This window comes from Bacillus cereus group sp. Sample62, from assembly GCF_036851315.1.
Classification (GTDB): domain Bacteria; phylum Bacillota; class Bacilli; order Bacillales; family Bacillaceae_G; genus Bacillus_A; species Bacillus_A wiedmannii.
Window position 1 is genome coordinate 4,554,990 of sequence record NZ_JAFLPK010000001.1, and the last position, 18,107, is coordinate 4,573,096.

The window sequence follows — 18,107 nt, forward strand, 5'->3', positions numbered from 1 at the left end:
TAGATCCGTAACGTGGATTAACGGCAATTGCTACTATTAGTTTCACAACTGCAACTCAAAGGCGAGTTCATAACGAAACGTGGATTGACTTGCACCGACCGTCAACTCTCTAAACCAGCTTCTATTACTACTACTCCTTCTCACTGTTATTACAAATATAAGTTAATGTGAACTACCCACCACTTCGTATCTCTAAAGAGCTTACTTGAAGCTAGGGCTTCTCGGTTAATCGTTACTCTTACTAACTAACGAATTCGTCTTAGGACAGCCGAGCTATCTCCCTTATTCAAAAAGGTTGTTTTATTTAAATATATTCTAAAACATGTTACATGTTCCGTCAAACTAAACTGCAATTTTTTCTTCTACTGTTTCTTCTACTTTTACTCGTTTATCATACATGCTCGTTGCAATAATCGCTACTACAAGCATTACCATGATTGCTATAAACAATACTTCCATATTGTATAAGTCAACAATTGCTCCGCCAACGACCGGTCCGAACATTTTCCCTACAGTCGCCGCGCTATTTACAACCCCTTGATAAAACCCTAACTTATCTTTTGGTGCAAGTATATTTGCAATGGTCGGAACTGCTGGCCATACAAATAACTCACCAATCGTTAACGTCACCATCGCAACGAGGAACATCGTAAATTGCTGCGCTTGACTTAACACAATAAATGACGCCGCAAAAATGACGATTCCAATCATAATTTGTTGTTTTAAAGAACGCTTCATCCAGCGAATTAACATACTAACAAGAGGCTGCGCACAAACAATCATCGCTCCGTTTATCGTCCATAATAAACTATAATGGCGGAGGCTAATATCTAATTCCCGCATATGAGTCGCAATCGCCCCTTGCCACTGTACATATGTAACCCAACATAAAGCATATGCTACACATACGATAAGAAGTGCTTTGAATCCAGGTGTAAGTGTCCAGCCTTTTTTCGTTTCGACTTCTTTTTGCACTCCTGGCTCTTTCTTGTCTTCCATACCACGGAATCCAATAAAAGCAATTAAGAAGAAAACAAAGTACAAAACAAAATTGGCTAAGAAAATATAATCAAAACGGTAAGATGCAACTAAACCACCGCACGCTGTTCCGATCGCAATACCAACGTTTTGCCCAACATACATCGCATTAAATGCTCGTCTTCCACCCTCTGGCCAAACCGTACCGACCATCGCATACATCGATGGGAAGACCATTCCAGAACCAAAGCCGATTAATGCTAGCCACACAACATATAACGGCCAACCGTGGAAGAACACAAGACCTAAAATCGATACGAGTGTAATAACAATCCCTACTAAAGTTGATTTATAACCGCCCCATTTATCAAATAAAACACCGCCGAGCAAGTTTCCGATTACACCAGTAAGCGAGTTGATCATTAATACCATTCCGGCCACAGATAAAGATTTTCCTAGGTGATCATGCAAATAAATTGTATTAAAAGGCCATAAAAAAGAAGCACCCGTGACATTAATAATCATCCCAGCTACTAATAGCCATACTTTCCTTGGCATAGTCTCCCCTCCTATTCTATTTTTTTCGTTCATCTATAACAGTAAAATTGTAGTCGTTTTTAAATGGGAAGGCAACTGATTAATAGTTGATGAAATTCAGATAATGGTTTTTCGGTAAATGAAATTATATGAATTGTCACTTAAAAATATATCGACTTACCTACAAAAAACAACATCAACAGTATATAAAAAAAGGGAGACTGCATAACTTTCATGCAGTCTCCCTTTTTTTATACTATCCAACTTCTTTTTCTCGCTTCGCACGTTCTTTCGCACTCCATTTAAATATTTTATCTAGCAGAGAGTATATTCTCCCAGACTCTTTCGTTAATAACGGTCCTAACGATGCTAATATTAAAACGTACAGTGCAGAGAATGGTTTAATCGTTGCCATTAAACCACCCGCAATGCCGATATTGGCTACAATAATGGAGAACTCTCCGCGTGATACGAGGGTTAAACCGATATTCGTAGAAGCCTTATGCGATAACCCGGCTTTACGTCCCGCCATCATTCCAGCTGTAAAATTACCGATGAGCGTAATGAAAACTGCTCCTAATGCCAACCACACTGCTCCTCCAAGTGAAAACGGATCTATACTTAAACCGAAACTGAAAAAGAATATAGCTCCAAAGAAATCACGAAACGGAACGACGAGATGCTCAATCCGATCACTATGCTCTGTTTCAGAAAAGACGAGTCCTAACAATAATGCTCCAATTGCCTCAGCAACATGAATCGTTTCTGAAAATCCTGCTACAAAGAATAAAATAGCAAATATTACGATAATAAAAATTTCATTTGACGAAATATCTAATACTTTATTTAGAAACGGCGTAGCTTTTCTAGCGATTACAAAGAATAGTAGCATATACCCTACCGCGATTAACACCGATGTAAGAGCACCTACAAATGATGTTGCACCACCGAGTACTAACCCTGAAACGACTGATAAATATACAGCTAAAAAGATATCATCAAACATAATGATTCCTAATATTAATTCAGTCTCTTTATTACCAGATCTTCTTAAATCAACAATTACTTTTGCAACAATTGCACTCGATGAAATTGTAATGATTCCAGCAATAATTAACGTTTCTAATAAGGGGAAGCCCATAACATATCCATAAAGTAAACCTAATATGAAATTAAGCGATATATGAACACTACCCCCAAAAGCAATCGACTTTCCTGATTTAATTAATTTTTTTATTGAGAATTCTAAACCTAAATAGAATAAGAGGAATATAACGCCAACACGGCCGAGGAAGGAAATAACTTCTCCGCTTTCAATAAACCTTAAATCGATAAGTCCTAAATCTGGGGCATGAGGCCCCACTAACATACCGAGTATAATGAGAAACGGAATAATCGAGAACTTTAACTTCGCAGCGAGGATAGCTGCAAAAGCTACTAATACTAACGCAGTTCCAACTTCAAAGATTAAAGTATCCATCGATTAGGAATCACCTCCTGCTGAAAGCAATTCATTAATAATTCTTTTCACTTCATGTCTTTCACCCGACAATACGAGCATATCGCCAGCTTCAATAATAGAGTCTGGACCTGGATTAAAGAATTTCTTCATGTTCTTTTTCAAAATAGCAATAATCGTTACGTTATATGTTTTTCTGACATGTAAGCTACCAATTGTTTGTTGTACTACTGGTGCATTATTCTCCACCTTAAACCATTCAATTGATAATCCTTCAAAAGCCATCTCAATTGTGTCTAGCGCTTGCGGCCTATATACCATCCCACCTAATATAGCCGCAATTTGTCTCGCTTCAGAATCACGAAGAGAAATGCTTGAAATACTCTCATCGTGATCCGCATCAAAATGATACATTTCTCTTCGGCCATCATCATGAATAACGATAACCATTTTTTCATTACCTTTTGTTATCACTTCAAATTTACATCCAATGCCCGGTAGTTCACTCTCTCTAATATTCATATTTTCCGCCTCCTAAAGTTTTTAGTTACGGCTTTTACAAATCTACATCAATCTCTGTTTTAAACTTCTCATCTTTTGAGATTCCTAAATACTTGAGCGTCTCTGATGGAGTTGCGTGATGAAAATGCTTTTGCAATAGCGCAATCGCTATTCCTCTTTTGTACGCATGAAATCCAAATGTTTTTCGCATTGAATTCGTTCCAATCTTTCCAACAATCCCAACCGCTTCAGCTGCGCTATGGATAACACGATACGCTTGTTGGCGCGAGATTGAATTTGTCGTTTTATTAGATTGAAATACGTAGTTTTCTCTTTGAGCATCAATAGATTGTACGTAATCTAAAAGGGCTTCTTTTACTTTTGTATTTAAATAAATATCTTGTTTAAATTTTTCATCTTTCACAGGAAGAGAATAAAACTCTTTAACAGTCTTATCTTCATTTAATACCTCTTCAAATTTCATACTAAGTAGCTCAGTAATCTTTAATCCAGTGTTAATTCCAATAACAAATAAAAGATAATCTCGCTGCGAGTGCTCTTTTAAATACTTTTTCATAGCCTCAATTTGGCTTATATCTTTTAATGCCTCTACTACTTCCATACATGTATCTCCTCATCTTATGAACGGTAATTTTCTCATTATCCTGTCCATTTTACCTTATCATGCTATGAGATTTCCATGTATTATCCATTATTTTCACAATATACTCTTACGACAATTTTTCATTTGGAAATTTATGATTGTACAAATACGGTGTGGGTAGAAAAAATAGGGGTACAAGTTCAGCCTCTTTCTACAGATCGGATTCCTCCTTTCATTATCCAGCTGCTTCTACTTTAATGTTATGTTACTTATTTACATTATATTATACATTTCAGTAACATTAAAGTGTTTTTTCTGAAAATAATAAAAACCGAGCAGTTTCGCTCGGTTTTTTTATTAGTCTTCCTTAGGAAGAACAATTCCTTTATACAATTGAACTGTAATGAAGTAATAAATCGTGTAAATAACTACGAAAATTACAATTGGTACCCAAATACGGAAGTACGGATCGATTAAAATAAATCCGAAAATATTCATACCAACTAATACGTGAGCAATACCTACAATTGCTGGGAATAAGAATACTAAGAATAATTCTTTATAAATAGATTTCGTTAATAATTCACGGCGCACACCGATTTTACGAAGCATTTGGTAACGCGTAATATCTTTTGATGCACCAGAAAGAATTTTAAACATTAAACAACTTGCCATCATTGCTAAGAATGCAATTCCAAGGAAGAATCCCATAAACACTGTTCCGCTCGCAATGCCGTAGAACATGTCGTAAGCTTGATATTTACTATTTAATCTTTCAGCTGCTACATTTTTATATTTATCTAGTTGCAACTCGTCAAGTTTTTTCCATTCTTTTATGTGTGCTTCAAAATCATCTGTTTTTCCAGTAAATACGATTCCTTCTTTACCGTTTACAGTATCGTACATTTTTTGATCTACAATTTTAATTGCATGATCTTCATGTACGTAGAATGGCTGGATTGTTCTGAAAGCCTCGTCCCATTCTTCTGGAAGTGCTTTAGCATTCGCATCTTTTTCATTCATTTCTCGAGAAACTGCACCTACTGGCAGGTCCTCTGAAACTTTCTTTGTATTCATTAAATCCTTCATCGACTTCATATTTGACATATCTTTTACTAAAGGACGATTTTTCTCTAAATCTTCTTTTACATAGTAAACGTATTTATTATCAACTTTGTAACGATATTCATTTTTCTCTTTAAATGTAATACCATCTAAAACTTTCTTTTCTTCAGCTGTTGGATTATGAACAACTGAATCGTAAATTACTAAACCATCAACCATTTTTATAACGTTATTTTTAAACGCCATACCACCTGAAATTGCACCAGCTCCAAGAGCAACTAACATCGCTACTGTTGCAAGTACTTTCGTTAAACTATTAATACGGAAGTTTAATTGTGCAAATGTAAAAGCGTTAAGTCCTTTTTCACTACGCTTTTTATTACCTTTTAACTTTTTAATAATAACCGGAAGAAGTGATCCAAATAGCATGTAAGTACCAGCTGTCGTTGTAATTAATGCAATAAGGATTCCCATTTCTCTTAGTTTTTCCATGTAAATCATTGATGCATAGCCAATGCCTAATAAAATAACTGCAAGGAATGCAACTACACCTGTCATTTTTCCTTTTACTGCAACACGTTCTGTTTGTGCGTCTGCATGTACAAGTTGCAGTACAGAAATACGTGATAATTTAATACTGTTCATAATTGCTGATAATACAAATAGTGCAAAGAAGAAGATGCAAGTAACAGTCATTGATGGTAAATAAAATGCTTTATAGCCTTTACCAGCAAATTCTAATTGTTTCATTAATAACTGTCCGATACCTTCTGCAAGTCCTACACCAACTATAATACCAATCGCAAGAGACGCAGCGCCTAATACGATTGTTTCGATAAACATAAGTAATGTAACTTTATGCTTTTTTGCTCCTAACATCATATACATACCAAACTCTTTTTGACGAAGAGATAGTAAGAAAGAGTTCGCATACAAAATATAGAAGAACGTTATAATAGCTAGTAAAAATGAACCTGCTTGGAACACAAATCCAATTTGACCAATAGTAGAATTTTCCTTAAGGAAGGCTTCGTTTAACGCTAATGTTTGAAACATATAAAAAATTGAAATGGACATGACAAGACCAACAAGCAAGACGATATAATCTTTCAGCTTACTTTTTAATCCTGACATGGAAAGTTTAAATAACATGCCCTAGACCTCCTTTCTTACGCTTTTTGTGTGCCTAAGTCTGCAAGCACATCTAAAATTTCTTTATAAAACTCTTCACGTGTACCACCACGATGAATTTCTTTATATAGCTCACCATCTTGAATGAATAAAATACGCTGACAGTAACTTGCACTATACGGATCATGTGTAACCATCATAATAGATACGCCTTGATCTTTATTTAAGTTTGTCATCGCATCAAGTAAACTCGCTGCATTTTTAGAATCAAGCGCTCCTGTTGGCTCGTCCCCTAAAATAATTGCTGGCTCATGTACTAAAGCGCGCGCTGCTGCTGAACGCTGCTTTTGTCCACCAGATACTTCAGATGGATACTTTTGAAGAATTTCTGAAATTCCTAACATATCAGCTACCTTTTCTACTTTCGGTCCAATATTACGTGATGAAACACCTTGAAGGGAAAGTGGAAGTGCAATGTTTTCATAAATAGATAAGTTCTCTAATAAGTTAAAGTCTTGGAAAATGAATCCTAATTTTTGTGAACGGAAATCAGAAAGCTCACCTTGCTTCATTTTCGTAATATCCGTACCCGCAATTTCAACAACGCCGCCCGTTGCTTTATCAAGCGTTGAAATTACATTTAATAATGTCGTTTTACCAGAACCAGATGGTCCCATAATTCCAACAAACTCACCCTCTTGAATTGAGAATGAAACACCTTTTAACGCATGTGATTGGTTCTCACCTTTTTTACCGTACACTTTTTGAACGTTTTTCACGTCTACAACTGGTTTCGTCATATATATCCTCCTACGCTTGTTTTTCCATTACCTATTCTGCGCTTTTTGGAGCTGAACTGCTATTTGTTAACATTACAATTACCTTACACTTTTGTAAGATAAAAAAGGAGTGCTTGTAAGCTTAGCTTTTTTCCTTTAAATACAAATTCGTTCACTTTTTGAAATGGTACGTCGGTAAATGAAATTACATCGACTTACCGACAAAAGCTGAAAATAAAAATAGGCTATTCCACAAAAGGAACAGCCTACTTCTCTCTTTATTTCTTTAAAGGTGTTACCGTCCAATACGTAATAACACGCCAAATCCATTCTAGTGGACCCATTTTAAAGATTTTCATCCAAATTACACTAAATACAATTTGAATTGTATAAATTGCGATACACACATATAGTGTCTGCATGTATGTTAAGTTTCCTGCAAAGTTAAATACACTGCCTGCAATTAAAATCATTGCAGTTTGTCCGATATAATTTGTTAATGCCATACGGCCATAATATTTCAGTGGTGCTAACAATGTTTGAACTGGTTTTAATTGAAGTAATAAAATTAAAGCTCCAACATAGAAAGCTGAAATAATCGGTCCTACTGTAACACCAATCTTTAAAAATTGGCCTGCAGCGTCCATTGTTCCGTCCTCATTCATAAGTATCATATTTACAAATGGATCAGCAGGCACTTGTCCATATTGATACCATACAGCTACGACACTTAAAACAAACATAACACCTGTAAAAATAGCGACTTTCTTTATGTTTTTTGAAAGATTTTCAAACACATGATATTGCCCTGCAGCAAGACCTAATAAAATTAAGCCGAGTGGTAATAGTTCTTTAACACCCATTACACTAAAGGCAATTGTTAAAATAAGACCAATAACTAAGTTCACTTGTTTTTTCGCTTTATAAAATGGTAAAACGATTAACCCGCAAATTGCATATAACGTTAATGCTTCTCCAGGTTGAAACATGTAATGAATCAAACCAAAAATAAATAGTGCAACTACGCGGCGTAGAAATAGAACATATCCATTCTTACCTTTCGCGATTGCTCTCGTAATAAAGATATAGAATCCTACTCCAAATAAGAATGAGAAGATTGAGAAGAAACGACCTTCTACAAATAAGTATAGAAACCTTTGATAGCTGGCATCTACTGTATTAGGATCTGGAATTTTAATATGAAGTAGTGCAAGAATATTTACTAAAATAATCCCCAGTAATGCGAAGCCACGAATGTAATCTAACTCATCAATTCGTTTGTTTGTAATGTTGTTCCCCATAAAGCAACTCCTTGTCCAAAATTTACTCCTCCCTTACTCTACTGGAAAAGTAAGCTTACAACTATCTGCAAACCTTACAGAAATCTTACATTATTGTCATATAGTAAAATAAAACTTTAATTGATATGTTAACTGTTCATCTCGCACTACTCATCCATTTGCAGTGCAAAATAAAACCAGGTCATAATGCGACCTGGTTTACTCTGATTGCTTCGATTTTTGAGGTTGTCCTTTTTTACTGTTACGCTGTTTTACTTGAACAATCGGATCAAGTTCATTTGAAAACTCAGCGTTATGTCCATTTTGCGTTTTTTGCTCTGGGTTATTTTGATCTGAACGTTTCGCCATTACATTCACTCCTTATTAGTGCGGTGTAATAATCATTTGATGTTGCAATTGGCGAATTGCCATACGTGCTCTATTTAACTGCTCACGTTGCTCATCATTTGCATGTTGTTGCATCGTTTGTAAATCGTTATACGCTTGTTCTAATTGTAACTGCGCATCTGAATACTCCATCGTATTATAATGCTCTTGTCTCATACCTTGGTCTAATTGTTCTTTCGCATATTCCACTGCTTGTTCCGCTTGTGTAATATAAGATTCAAGTGATTGACGCTCTGCCATAATTGTCCCTCCTTGCTTCAATTCCCCTTTAGTGTGTCCCTTCCATATGAACCTTATGAGTATGTTATAATGGATTTTGTTTCATTTTGACTCGTCTTAGGAGGGAAAGTAATGAAGGTTCAAAACCCTTTTCCATATACAAACGACAATAAACGTTATCATACATGGAATTACCATTTACGAAATGAATTTGGTGAAAAAATCTTTAAAGTTTCATTAGATGCTGGCTTCGATTGCCCGAACCGTGACGGTACAGTCGCTTACGGCGGTTGTACATTTTGTAGTGCTGCCGGATCTGGTGACTTCGCTGGCGATCGCCGCGATGATGTTATCACGCAATATCATGAAATGAAAGAAAAAATGCGTTCAAAGTGGAAAGATGGAAAATGTATCGCTTATTTTCAGGCTTATACAAATACACATGCACCACTTGAAGTGTTAAAAGAAAAATTCGAACCGCTTCTGGCAGAAAAAGACGTTGTCGGTCTTTCTATTGCGACTCGTCCAGATTGTTTACCAGACGATGTCGTTGAATATTTAGCGGACTTAAATAAACGCACGTACCTTTGGGTTGAGCTCGGACTACAAACTGTTCATGAACGAACTGCAAATCTTATTAATCGCGCTCACGATTATCCTTCTTACGTGGAAGGTGTAAATAAATTACGTAAGCATGGCATTAGAGTTTGCTCTCATATTATTAACGGTCTTCCCCTTGAAGATTACGACATGATGATGGAAACAGCTCGTGAAGTAGCGAAGCTTGACGTACAAGGAATTAAAATTCATTTACTTCACTTATTAAAAGGAACGCCAATGGTGAAGCAATATGAAAAAGGACAATTAGAATTCCTTTCTCTTGAAGATTACGTAAATCTCGTTGTTGACCAACTTGAAATGATTCCAGAAGACGTAATTGTGCACCGCATCACAGGTGACGGTCCACCTGACTTAATGATTGGTCCAATGTGGAGCTTAAACAAATGGGAAGTATTAAATTCCATCGATGCAGAATTTGTACGCCGCGGAAGCTGGCAAGGAAAATATGCAAATGAGGAGAAACAAAAATGAAATTAGAACGTGTATTACCGTTTGCTCGCACACTCTTGCAAACGGCTGTTAAAGAAGGCGATTACGCTGTAGATGCAACTTTAGGAAATGGACATGACACTTGCTTCCTAGCTGAAATCGTTGGAGATAACGGAAAAGTATTTGGATTTGATATTCAAAAAGAAGCAATTGAAATCTCTACTATCCGCCTAAAAGAAAAAGAGCTTTTCGAACGTACTGTTTTAGTTCACGATAGTCACGATACGATTTTATCCGTATTACCAGAAGATGCAAAAGGAAAAGTAACAGGCGCTATCTTCAACTTAGGTTACCTTCCTGGCGGTGACAAGCATATCGTTACAAAACCGAACTCAACAATCTCGGCTATCGAACAATTGTTAGACGTAATGGCACCAGAAGGTATCATCGTCCTTGTCATTTACCACGGACACCCAGAAGGACAAGTAGAACGCGACGCTGTTCTTAAATTTGCAGAAGAACTAGATCAAAAACAAGCTCACGTACTGCGATACGGCTTCATTAACCAGCAAAACAACCCGCCATTTATTGTGGCGATTGAGAAGCGATAATATATCAACGATTTTTTCGATATATCGACGATTCGACAAAACATAACAAAAAAAGACGTGCACTCATTGCACGTCTTTTTGTTATTCTCCTATATAATGGATGTATACAATATTTGAAGAAAGAAGGATAGAACTTTGCTAGTAGAACTAAGGGGAATTCAAAAGAAGTATGGCAAATCACTTATACTAGACAACATCGATTTATCCATTCCAGAAGGAGAGGCACTTGCTATTATTGGCGGGAACGGTACTGGAAAAAGTACTCTACTCAAAATAATTTCAGGATTTATTTTACCTACAGTAGGGACACTTCAAAGAAAAGAACATATACAAATCGGCTATGTACCTGAACATTTTCCTGAAGGGATTCGTTTTACATTAGAGGATTATCTATATCATCTCGGTCACATCCACGGTTTATCAACAAAATATTTAAAAGATAAAATTCCGATGCTTCTTGAATCTTTTCACTTACATCATGCAAGGCATTCCGTTGTACGAAACTTCTCAAAAGGTATGAAACAAAAAACTGGCATTATGCAAGCATTGCTTACAGACGTCCATTTATTAATTTTAGATGAACCACTTTCTGGGCTAGATCCTAAATCTCAGCAAGAATTAGAACATATTTTACTCTCATTAAAACAACACGGCATATCTATACTCTTCACATGTCACGAAAAGCAACTACTAGAAAACTTCGCCGATAGAATTGTGACGTTAGCAAATCATACAATCACGGAAGATATCTCTGTGCAAAAATCAGCAGAACAAGTCTATATTGAAGCAATCGTTCACGACACATTTTCAGCGATAGAACTACGGAAACAATTAGGATTTATACACGTTGTACACAATTCAAATCAAAACCTTATTCAATTACAAATCGAAAAAGAATATACAAACGAAATGCTTCAGTTTTTATTACATAAAAAAGCATCTATCACACTGCTACAACCTAACTTTTAAATCGAAAGAAGGTTTATTATGTTCGCGCTTATTCGTTATCATTTTCTCGACTATACAAAATCGTATAAGTACGTCCCTCCTATTGCGATGTACTTTGTGAGCTTACTTTTTGTATATACATATAAACCGACTCCTATTGTACCGACATACTTAGAAACAGCACTCGCCCTTTATTTATTATCTGCTTGGATTACGGTCACAATTTTTCATACTGAAGATCCTATACAAGAACAAATTACTATTTCTCACACAAATAATATTTCTTCACTATATGTTGGTAAATATATTACGGCTCTTCTCATTTGTACTGTGTTATCTTTTATATCCGTAATCTACCCAATTATTTTGCAAATGTTTAATGAAGAAATGACAGTTTCTTTATTTTTAGTCGGATTTCTCGCTCACATGTCTTTCTCTATACTTGGAATTTCAATCGCATCTTTATTTACTAGAAATATTATTCCAAAAGCGAGCACCGCTTGGCTTAGCCTGACATTTATATTACTTATAACGATCGCCTCCATCCGGTTTAAAAAAGAGTTACTATGGTTTTTACCACCTGTCGAAAGCTTTCTAATGCTTGGACAATACAAATTTAATATACTTACTCACACACTATGGCTCACAGCTTGGGCTATCGTATATTCATTTTTATTACTTACTTTATTTCTTTTTATCGTTCGCAAAAAACGTTTTTAATTACATATTAAAGGAGACAAAACAATGATCGGAATACTAGCAGGGATGGGGCCAAAATCAACTGGACCATTTGTCGATACAGTTGTAGCAGGGTGCCAAACAATATACGGAGCAAAGCATGATATGGACTTTCCTCATATGATGATTTATTCTTGTCCAACACCGTTTTATATGGATCGGCCTATTGATCACGAGGCAATGAAAAAAGCAATTATTGAAGGGGCACAAAAACTTGAAAGTACTGGTGTAGAATTTATCGCTATGCCTTGCAATACGGCGCATCTTTATTTTGAAGAATTACAGCGATCTCTTTCTATTCCTATTTTGAATATAGTTGATGAGACGTTAAAAGCAATTCCTGAAAATACAAAAAGAGTTGCTCTTCTCGCAACAGAAGCAACTGTTAAAGCTGGGATTTACCAAGATGGGATTACAAAACGTAATATAGAATACATTCATCATGAAACATGGCAGGAAATGATTAATCAAATTATTACTTGGATTAAATCTGGAGAGAGTGAAGAAGCTCGCGAATTGTGGAATGCGCTCGTTTTACAGTTGGAAGATGAAGTAGATACTGCAATTATCGCATGTACCGATTTGAATGTGGTGGCGAGTGAGGATTTTGTTGATTCCTCTCAATGTCTTGCTGAGGCGGTTGTGAAGATGTATGCAGAAACTATACGGAGGTAACAATGAACATACCTTTTGAAATGGGATACACATTTGATGAAAACCTTAGAGAAAAACCTATATCCCTTGCTGAAATGAAGCAAGGGATTACATTTTTGAAAGAGCATTTACATGAAGATTCGTTATATGGAAAGAGCTGCGGATTAATTGGCGTTTATAAACGAATCGCTGGCAACCTTTCTGAAAGTAACTATTACTTACAGGAGGCAATTGAATATTACATACAAACGGAAAACATCCAAAGGCTTTTTATTAACAAACTTCGTCTTGCACATACATATCATTGGGAAAGAAAATTTTCTGCTGCAAACACTACCAGACTTACCCACCTATGAAGACTTCTTCTACCAACATTACGGAAAAAGGAAATTAGATGAAGGTGACTTCCATACCGCCTTATCTTATTTTCAAAAGGCACTTCAAATCAGGCTACAAAAAGGAAATGAAGAGCTAATTCACTCAACTAAGCTTTGCATTACGTATTATATGTCTCACCAATGAAAATCCTAAAAACTTTTAACTTTCTTCACAATTCTTTCAAAGTAATCACACTTAATCTCGCTATATTAAATAAGTAGTTATTCATATATGGAAGGTTAGGGGAACTGAAAGTATGAAAGTAAATCGTTCGCTTCATTACATTTTTTGGCGTTGGCATTTTTATGCTGGGCTTTTTATTACGCCGCTTCTTATTACTTTGTCACTGAGCGGAATTGGGTATTTATTTCGAGAAGAGATTGAAGATTTCATCTATAAAGATTTGTATTTTGGGAAGAGCGCCCAAACAGAGTCTATTTCGATGGCTGATTCGCTTTTATTAACAGAGAAAAAATATCCACATTATAGTGTGGCGAAAATTAGTGAGTTTAACGGGGATTATAATACGAGGCTTACTATTGCAAATGAATATACTGGGCAACAAAAATATGTGTATTTAGATAGCAATAATCAAATTGTTGGAGATCAAAACGCAAGTGAAACGTTTGCGAATATAATGAGGGAATTACATAGTTCTCTTTTAGTTGGTGGCACTGTCGTCAATTACATTATAGAACTTGCGGCGTGTTGGACAATCTTCTTAATTGTGACTGGGTTGTACATGAGTATACGCCAGTTCAAAAACACACCAGCATCCAATAAGCGAGAAAAAGCAAAACGACGTCATTCTATTATCGGTATTATATTTACAATTCCACTCGTTCTGCTAGTCGCATCTGGATTGCCTTGGTCAGGATTTATGGGTAACCAAATTTATAAAATCGCATCGTCGAATGAATCGATTGGATATCCAAAGTTGTATATGGCACCGCCTGAATCAAAGGTAAAAGAATTGCCGTGGGCAACAAGAAAAGAAGCTCCTCCTGAATCGAATTTAAATGAGCCAAAAGCAATTTCTGTCGATGAATTACAAAAAGGAATTGAAATAAAGAAGCCATATGTTATCTCACTACCAGCTGATCCGAAAGGTGTATTCACCGTTTCGAAATCAAGCGGTTCCGGTATTACGGGTATGCATGTCGCACCAAATGAAGAAATAACAGCTTATTTTGATCAATATAGCGGAGAACTTATTTCCAAAACGGACTATCGTGATTATGGATTATTTGCACAATGGTTTACTTACGGTATCCCGCTTCACGAAGGACATTTATTCGGATGGCCAAATAAAATATTATGCTTACTAACGACGTTATCTTTATTACTTCTTATTTATTACGGAATAAAAATGTGGTTAGCAAGAAAGCCGAAAGGAAAATTAGCCGCACCGCCAAAACAAAGAGATAAAAAAAGCATAATCGTTTTCTTTATCATGATGGTTATACTAGGCGCTGTCATGCCTTTATTCGGACTATCCGTTTTAGTTATTTTCGCAATTGAACTTCTCATATATGTATTTTCAAAAATACGATCATAGTAAAAAAACCACTCTACAAGAGTGGTTTTCTTCATCACTGCGCCATTTTCTTTCGGTACATCTTCCCGTTCCAATAGAAGAATCGTGAAGTAAGCCCTCCGTATTTTACAATGCGCCGTGCCATTTTGTGCATATTCTTTTGTGCTGATACTTTTTGATCTGATAAATAAATACCAAGTAACCCTCGGCTTATGAGACGATGAAACTTTGCATGAGGTAAATCACCAATGCTCTTCTCTGCTTCTTCTACAAAATGTTTCATACGATCTAATATCGCTTGCTCGTTTTCATAATAACTACAGAAATTCAAATCCCCGCCTATACGGTCTTCTTCTTGATCGATGAAATAATCAAGTAAAATGTGAAGTCCTTGTACGTAAGGGAAGTATCCTTGTCTAATTTTCGCAATATCTTCATCATGTAATTCATCATGAAATGCATATGCTACAAGACAGAAGATTCCAAGTGTAGAACCGGCACATGCTGAAAATTCAAACCAACTCATCTCTGGTAAGTTTTCTTTATGTGCTTCAAACCATGTTTTTAAGCGTGGTTCTCTTTCTTCTAACTTCACGTGTTTATGAATTTGCAAATCACAATAATAACAAGCAAGTTCATGAAGAACAGGAGCAATTTTGTCATAGTGCTTCGTTTTCTTTAAAACATCTTGGCATGTTTCAACAAGTTCATCTAAATAACCACCATCGTCTTGATCATCACGATAGCGATAATAATTACCGCCACCTTCTACTTCAGGTGATAATGCCATTAACATAGATTCATGCAGTGCGGCAAAATCATTTGGGTCAAGTGATGTACTGCGGTCACATAAATTATCTAAATAATCGCTGATTGTTTGATACGCTACGATAAAACGAATGCATTCCTCTCGGTGCTCATTTGCTAGCAGTGCTAAAATACCACCGCCTTCGCAATGAAACGTTTTATTCTCAATACTTGCGATTGCCTGACTATGAAGCTCATCATTCGGAATATGGTAGGCACGCTCTTTCCACACCGCTAGCTCATGGTGTACTACCGGAAACACATCACGGTATACTTTCGCCATGAGCGTTATGGGATTACTCGGTACGTTCACTTCTTCCTTCATCTCCTCTATTCAATGTACAAATAATTTACTTATTTGTTTCTATTATGTTATTGATGCGTATTTCAGTAAATGACTGAATATAATTCAAAATTTCATCACGCTCATACTCATTTAATAACTCGTGATAACAATTCGGCCATTCTTTAAAAGCCTTATCACTCATTTTAACATTATCAAACCACATGCGGACACGTGTTTTATCTACAAGTTTATCCTCACACGCCTGCATTAGCAAGAGCGGAACATCTGGAAAATCATCTATTTTTTTATGAGCAATTTCGATAGACTTAATCAATTCACTATACCAACGTACTGATACTTTGCGCAAGAACAATGAATCATTCTCCATCGCGTCCCGAACTTCATGATTACGAGTGGACATTTCCACTGTAAGATTCGTTGCAAATTGCAATTTTGGAGCGATAACATTTAATATTTTTGAGGCAACTTGAAGCGGTGCTGAAGGTCCAGCTACTACGCCTAAACATGGCGAACTTAAAATAATGCCGTCTACATCTTCTCTCTTCGTCTCTTGCATCATACGAATGACAATAAGACCACCCATACTATGACCAAATAAAAAGATAGGCAACCTATACTTTCTTGCCTCTTTCACCCATAATTTAACTTCCTCTATGTATTCATCAAACGAATCAATATGTCCTCTATTTCTTGAAGTCGTTCCATGTGACGGAAGGTCCCCCATCACGACGTGGTAGCCGATATGATTCCACATTTCCGCAACGGCTTCATAACGCCCGTGATACTCCATTGCGCCGTGTACAATAACCATTACAGCTTTTGCTTCCTCTGCTTCATAATTCCACATACGGCTCTCCTCCATTTCACTCTTTCTCATAATTTGATACACTGAAACTAGTCTCTAGGAAAGGAAGGCTTTACATGATATACCCTTATAAAGAAAAAAACCCGAAAATTGCGAGTAGTGCTTTTATCGCTGACTATGTTACCATTACAGGCGATGTTTCCATTGGTGAGGAATCAAGTATTTGGTTTAATACAGTCATACGCGGTGATGTTTCACCAACAATCATTGGAGACCGAGTAAATGTACAAGACCAATGTACACTTCACCAAAGCCCACAGTATCCTCTTATTTTAGAAAACGACGTTACAGTTGGGCATCAAGTTATTTTACATAGCTGTCATATTAAAAAAGATGCTTTAATTGGAATGGGATCTATTATATTAGATGGCGTTGAAATTGGCGAAGGAGCCTTCATCGGTGCTGGAAGCCTCGTTTCACAAGGAAAGAAAATTCCACCAAACACGTTAGCTTTCGGTCGCCCAGCTAAAGTCGTTCGTGAGTTAACAGAGGAAGACCGGAAAGACATGGAGCGCATTCGCACACAATATGTTGAAAAAGGCCAGTATTATAAATCATTACAGAAGTAACTTTTCCAGCTGCCATTAAAGTGGCAGCTTTTTATATAAAAACTAACTTTTTCTTTACAAAACATTATTACTCCCTCAATAAAATCTTATTAAAATAAAAGCTAATATCTCCATATATATGTAAACGAGGGAGGAGAATTTTCATGAAGGTCAGTGGACTGTATAAAATAGAATGTTACATTTTCAAAGGAATCAACCGATACTTTGACCAAAAAACATTAAATATCTTTTTCAGCAATATTACTCATATCGGTGGTGCTACTTTCTCAATTGCACTCACACTTTTCTTTTTAATTTTCGCAAAAGGGACTTTGAATCAAGCTGCAATCGCAACTGCTATTTCTTTAGCAATTAGCCATATTCCTGTACAAATATTAAAAAGATGGTATCCGCGAAAACGTCCTTATTTAACAATTCAGGATGCGAAATATCCAGTCCATCCATTAAAAGACCACTCTTTCCCGTCTGGTCATACAACAGCCGTTTTCTCTGTCTTCATTCCATTTATTTGCTATAATCCAAGCTTATTTGCTTTTCTATTACCGTTAGCATTATGCGTTGGTATTTCTCGTATTTATTTAGGGCTTCACTATCCATCTGATGTATTCGTCGGTATGTGCCTCGGCACTTGCTCTGGCATCATCTCTTTTTATCAATTCATCCCACTTTTCACATAAAGGAG

General features: G+C 36.3%; 19 protein-coding genes, 1 pseudogene and 1 other annotated feature (1 of these 21 only partly in view). Of the genes and pseudogenes, 9 read left to right on the forward strand and 11 right to left on the reverse strand.

Going from position 1 to position 18,107, the window contains the following annotated elements; genetic code table 11:
* Nucleotides 1-153: a binding site (T-box leader), on the reverse strand (it extends 67 nt beyond the left edge of the window).
* A gap of 189 nt (nt 154-342) precedes the next feature.
* The 9 genes from J0835_RS23305 to J0835_RS23345 form a co-directional block, all read right to left on the reverse strand.
* Nucleotides 343-1,536, reverse strand: coding sequence for an MDR family MFS transporter (locus J0835_RS23305; protein ID WP_001137571.1), 1,194 nt, complete (start codon nt 1,534-1,536; stop codon nt 343-345).
* Between the two features lie 235 nt (nt 1,537-1,771).
* On the reverse strand, nt 1,772-2,995 hold the full coding sequence (locus J0835_RS23310) for a cation:proton antiporter (RefSeq protein WP_000380164.1): 1,224 nt from the start codon (nt 2,993-2,995) through the stop codon (nt 1,772-1,774).
* A 3-nt stretch (nt 2,996-2,998) separates the two neighbouring features.
* Nucleotides 2,999-3,496 (reverse strand): cation:proton antiporter regulatory subunit, encoded by a 498-nt coding sequence (locus tag J0835_RS23315; RefSeq protein ID WP_001026048.1) that lies wholly within the window; start codon nt 3,494-3,496, stop codon nt 2,999-3,001.
* Nucleotides 3,497-3,530: 34 nt separating this feature from the next.
* On the reverse strand, nt 3,531-4,097 hold the full coding sequence (locus J0835_RS23320; protein ID WP_002143468.1) for a tyrosine-type recombinase/integrase: 567 nt from the start codon (nt 4,095-4,097) through the stop codon (nt 3,531-3,533).
* A 339-nt stretch (nt 4,098-4,436) separates the two neighbouring features.
* Nucleotides 4,437-6,296, reverse strand: a complete 1,860-nt coding sequence (locus J0835_RS23325) for an FtsX-like permease family protein (protein ID WP_087982528.1) — start codon at nt 6,294-6,296, stop codon at nt 4,437-4,439.
* Between the two features lie 17 nt (nt 6,297-6,313).
* The gene (locus J0835_RS23330) at nt 6,314-7,075 is read right to left on the reverse strand and encodes an ABC transporter ATP-binding protein (RefSeq protein WP_087982530.1); all 762 of its coding nucleotides are present in this window, start codon (nt 7,073-7,075) and stop codon (nt 6,314-6,316) included.
* A 257-nt stretch (nt 7,076-7,332) separates the two neighbouring features.
* Nucleotides 7,333-8,355, reverse strand: coding sequence for a DUF418 domain-containing protein (locus J0835_RS23335; RefSeq protein WP_087982532.1), 1,023 nt, complete (start codon nt 8,353-8,355; stop codon nt 7,333-7,335).
* Nucleotides 8,356-8,553: 198 nt separating this feature from the next.
* Nucleotides 8,554-8,703 (reverse strand): hypothetical protein, encoded by a 150-nt coding sequence (locus J0835_RS23340; RefSeq protein ID WP_001129340.1) that lies wholly within the window; start codon nt 8,701-8,703, stop codon nt 8,554-8,556.
* A 15-nt stretch (nt 8,704-8,718) separates the two neighbouring features.
* Nucleotides 8,719-8,982 carry a YtzC family protein gene (locus J0835_RS23345; RefSeq protein WP_000840869.1) on the reverse strand — a complete coding sequence of 88 codons (264 nt, stop codon included), beginning with the start codon at nt 8,980-8,982 and terminating at the stop codon, nt 8,719-8,721.
* Nucleotides 8,983-9,093: 111 nt separating this feature from the next.
* On the opposite strand from J0835_RS23345, the gene J0835_RS23350 reads away from it, so the two are divergent.
* The 7 genes and pseudogenes from J0835_RS23350 to J0835_RS23380 all read left to right on the forward strand — a co-directional run bounded on the left by J0835_RS23350 (nt 9,094) and on the right by J0835_RS23380 (nt 14,898).
* Nucleotides 9,094-10,053, forward strand: coding sequence for a TIGR01212 family radical SAM protein (locus tag J0835_RS23350; RefSeq protein WP_087982534.1), 960 nt, complete (start codon nt 9,094-9,096; stop codon nt 10,051-10,053).
* On the forward strand, nt 10,050-10,622 hold the full coding sequence (locus J0835_RS23355) for a class I SAM-dependent methyltransferase (RefSeq protein ID WP_087982536.1): 573 nt from the start codon (nt 10,050-10,052) through the stop codon (nt 10,620-10,622). The genes J0835_RS23350 and J0835_RS23355 overlap by 4 nt, the downstream gene beginning before the upstream one ends.
* Nucleotides 10,623-10,757: 135 nt before the next feature.
* Nucleotides 10,758-11,591: an ABC transporter ATP-binding protein gene (locus J0835_RS23360; RefSeq protein ID WP_087982538.1), complete on the forward strand. Its 834-nt coding sequence runs from the start codon at nt 10,758-10,760 to the stop codon at nt 11,589-11,591.
* 18 nt (nt 11,592-11,609) lie between these two features.
* Entirely contained in the window at nt 11,610-12,290 is a 681-nt protein-coding gene (locus J0835_RS23365; protein ID WP_087982540.1) for an ABC transporter permease, read from the forward strand.
* A 24-nt stretch (nt 12,291-12,314) separates the two neighbouring features.
* Nucleotides 12,315-12,983, forward strand: coding sequence for an aspartate/glutamate racemase family protein (locus J0835_RS23370; protein ID WP_087982542.1), 669 nt, complete (start codon nt 12,315-12,317; stop codon nt 12,981-12,983).
* Between the two features lie 2 nt (nt 12,984-12,985).
* A pseudogene (locus tag J0835_RS23375) lies at nt 12,986-13,484 on the forward strand (hypothetical protein).
* 112 nt (nt 13,485-13,596) lie between these two features.
* On the forward strand, nt 13,597-14,898 hold the full coding sequence (locus J0835_RS23380) for a PepSY-associated TM helix domain-containing protein (protein ID WP_087982544.1): 1,302 nt from the start codon (nt 13,597-13,599) through the stop codon (nt 14,896-14,898).
* Nucleotides 14,899-14,932: 34 nt separating this feature from the next.
* Here J0835_RS23380 and J0835_RS23385 read toward each other — a convergent pair whose 3' ends face one another.
* Together J0835_RS23385 and J0835_RS23390 are read right to left on the reverse strand one after the other, a co-directional pair.
* On the reverse strand, nt 14,933-15,997 hold the full coding sequence (locus J0835_RS23385; RefSeq protein WP_001102481.1) for a tetraprenyl-beta-curcumene synthase family protein: 1,065 nt from the start codon (nt 15,995-15,997) through the stop codon (nt 14,933-14,935).
* A gap of 37 nt (nt 15,998-16,034) precedes the next feature.
* Entirely contained in the window at nt 16,035-16,838 is an 804-nt protein-coding gene (locus tag J0835_RS23390; protein ID WP_087982546.1) for an alpha/beta hydrolase, read from the reverse strand.
* A 74-nt stretch (nt 16,839-16,912) separates the two neighbouring features.
* Here J0835_RS23390 and J0835_RS23395 point away from each other — a divergent pair, with 74 nt between their 5' ends.
* Together J0835_RS23395 and J0835_RS23400 are read left to right on the forward strand one after the other, a co-directional pair.
* On the forward strand, nt 16,913-17,425 hold the full coding sequence (locus tag J0835_RS23395) for a gamma carbonic anhydrase (RefSeq protein ID WP_087982548.1): 513 nt from the start codon (nt 16,913-16,915) through the stop codon (nt 17,423-17,425).
* Nucleotides 17,426-17,568: 143 nt separating this feature from the next.
* Nucleotides 17,569-18,102, forward strand: a complete 534-nt coding sequence (locus J0835_RS23400; RefSeq protein WP_087982550.1) for a phosphatase PAP2 family protein — start codon at nt 17,569-17,571, stop codon at nt 18,100-18,102.
* Nucleotides 18,103-18,107: the final 5 nt, after the last annotated feature.

Excerpts from the sequence above, each read along its gene's own strand:
- J0835_RS23340 (WP_001129340.1), bottom strand. The coding sequence starts at position 8,703 with ATGGCGAAACGTTCAGATCAAAATAACCCAGAGCAAAAAACGCAAAAT.
- J0835_RS23350 (WP_087982534.1), top strand. The coding sequence starts at position 9,094 with ATGAAGGTTCAAAACCCTTTTCCATATACAAACGACAATAAACGTTAT.
- J0835_RS23320 (WP_002143468.1), bottom strand. The coding sequence starts at position 4,097 with ATGGAAGTAGTAGAGGCATTAAAAGATATAAGCCAAATTGAGGCTATG.
- J0835_RS23365 (WP_087982540.1), top strand. The coding sequence starts at position 11,610 with ATGTTCGCGCTTATTCGTTATCATTTTCTCGACTATACAAAATCGTAT.
- J0835_RS23305 (WP_001137571.1), bottom strand. The coding sequence starts at position 1,536 with ATGCCAAGGAAAGTATGGCTATTAGTAGCTGGGATGATTATTAATGTC.
- J0835_RS23370 (WP_087982542.1), top strand. The coding sequence starts at position 12,315 with ATGATCGGAATACTAGCAGGGATGGGGCCAAAATCAACTGGACCATTT.
- J0835_RS23395 (WP_087982548.1), top strand. The coding sequence starts at position 16,913 with ATGATATACCCTTATAAAGAAAAAAACCCGAAAATTGCGAGTAGTGCT.
- J0835_RS23380 (WP_087982544.1), top strand. The coding sequence starts at position 13,597 with ATGAAAGTAAATCGTTCGCTTCATTACATTTTTTGGCGTTGGCATTTT.
- J0835_RS23335 (WP_087982532.1), bottom strand. The coding sequence starts at position 8,355 with ATGGGGAACAACATTACAAACAAACGAATTGATGAGTTAGATTACATT.
- J0835_RS23390 (WP_087982546.1), bottom strand. The coding sequence starts at position 16,838 with ATGTGGAATTATGAAGCAGAGGAAGCAAAAGCTGTAATGGTTATTGTA.
- J0835_RS23400 (WP_087982550.1), top strand. The coding sequence starts at position 17,569 with ATGAAGGTCAGTGGACTGTATAAAATAGAATGTTACATTTTCAAAGGA.
- J0835_RS23310 (WP_000380164.1), bottom strand. The coding sequence starts at position 2,995 with ATGGATACTTTAATCTTTGAAGTTGGAACTGCGTTAGTATTAGTAGCT.
- J0835_RS23355 (WP_087982536.1), top strand. The coding sequence starts at position 10,050 with ATGAAATTAGAACGTGTATTACCGTTTGCTCGCACACTCTTGCAAACG.
- J0835_RS23345 (WP_000840869.1), bottom strand. The coding sequence starts at position 8,982 with ATGGCAGAGCGTCAATCACTTGAATCTTATATTACACAAGCGGAACAA.
- J0835_RS23315 (WP_001026048.1), bottom strand. The coding sequence starts at position 3,496 with ATGAATATTAGAGAGAGTGAACTACCGGGCATTGGATGTAAATTTGAA.
- J0835_RS23325 (WP_087982528.1), bottom strand. The coding sequence starts at position 6,296 with ATGTTATTTAAACTTTCCATGTCAGGATTAAAAAGTAAGCTGAAAGAT.
- J0835_RS23330 (WP_087982530.1), bottom strand. The coding sequence starts at position 7,075 with ATGACGAAACCAGTTGTAGACGTGAAAAACGTTCAAAAAGTGTACGGT.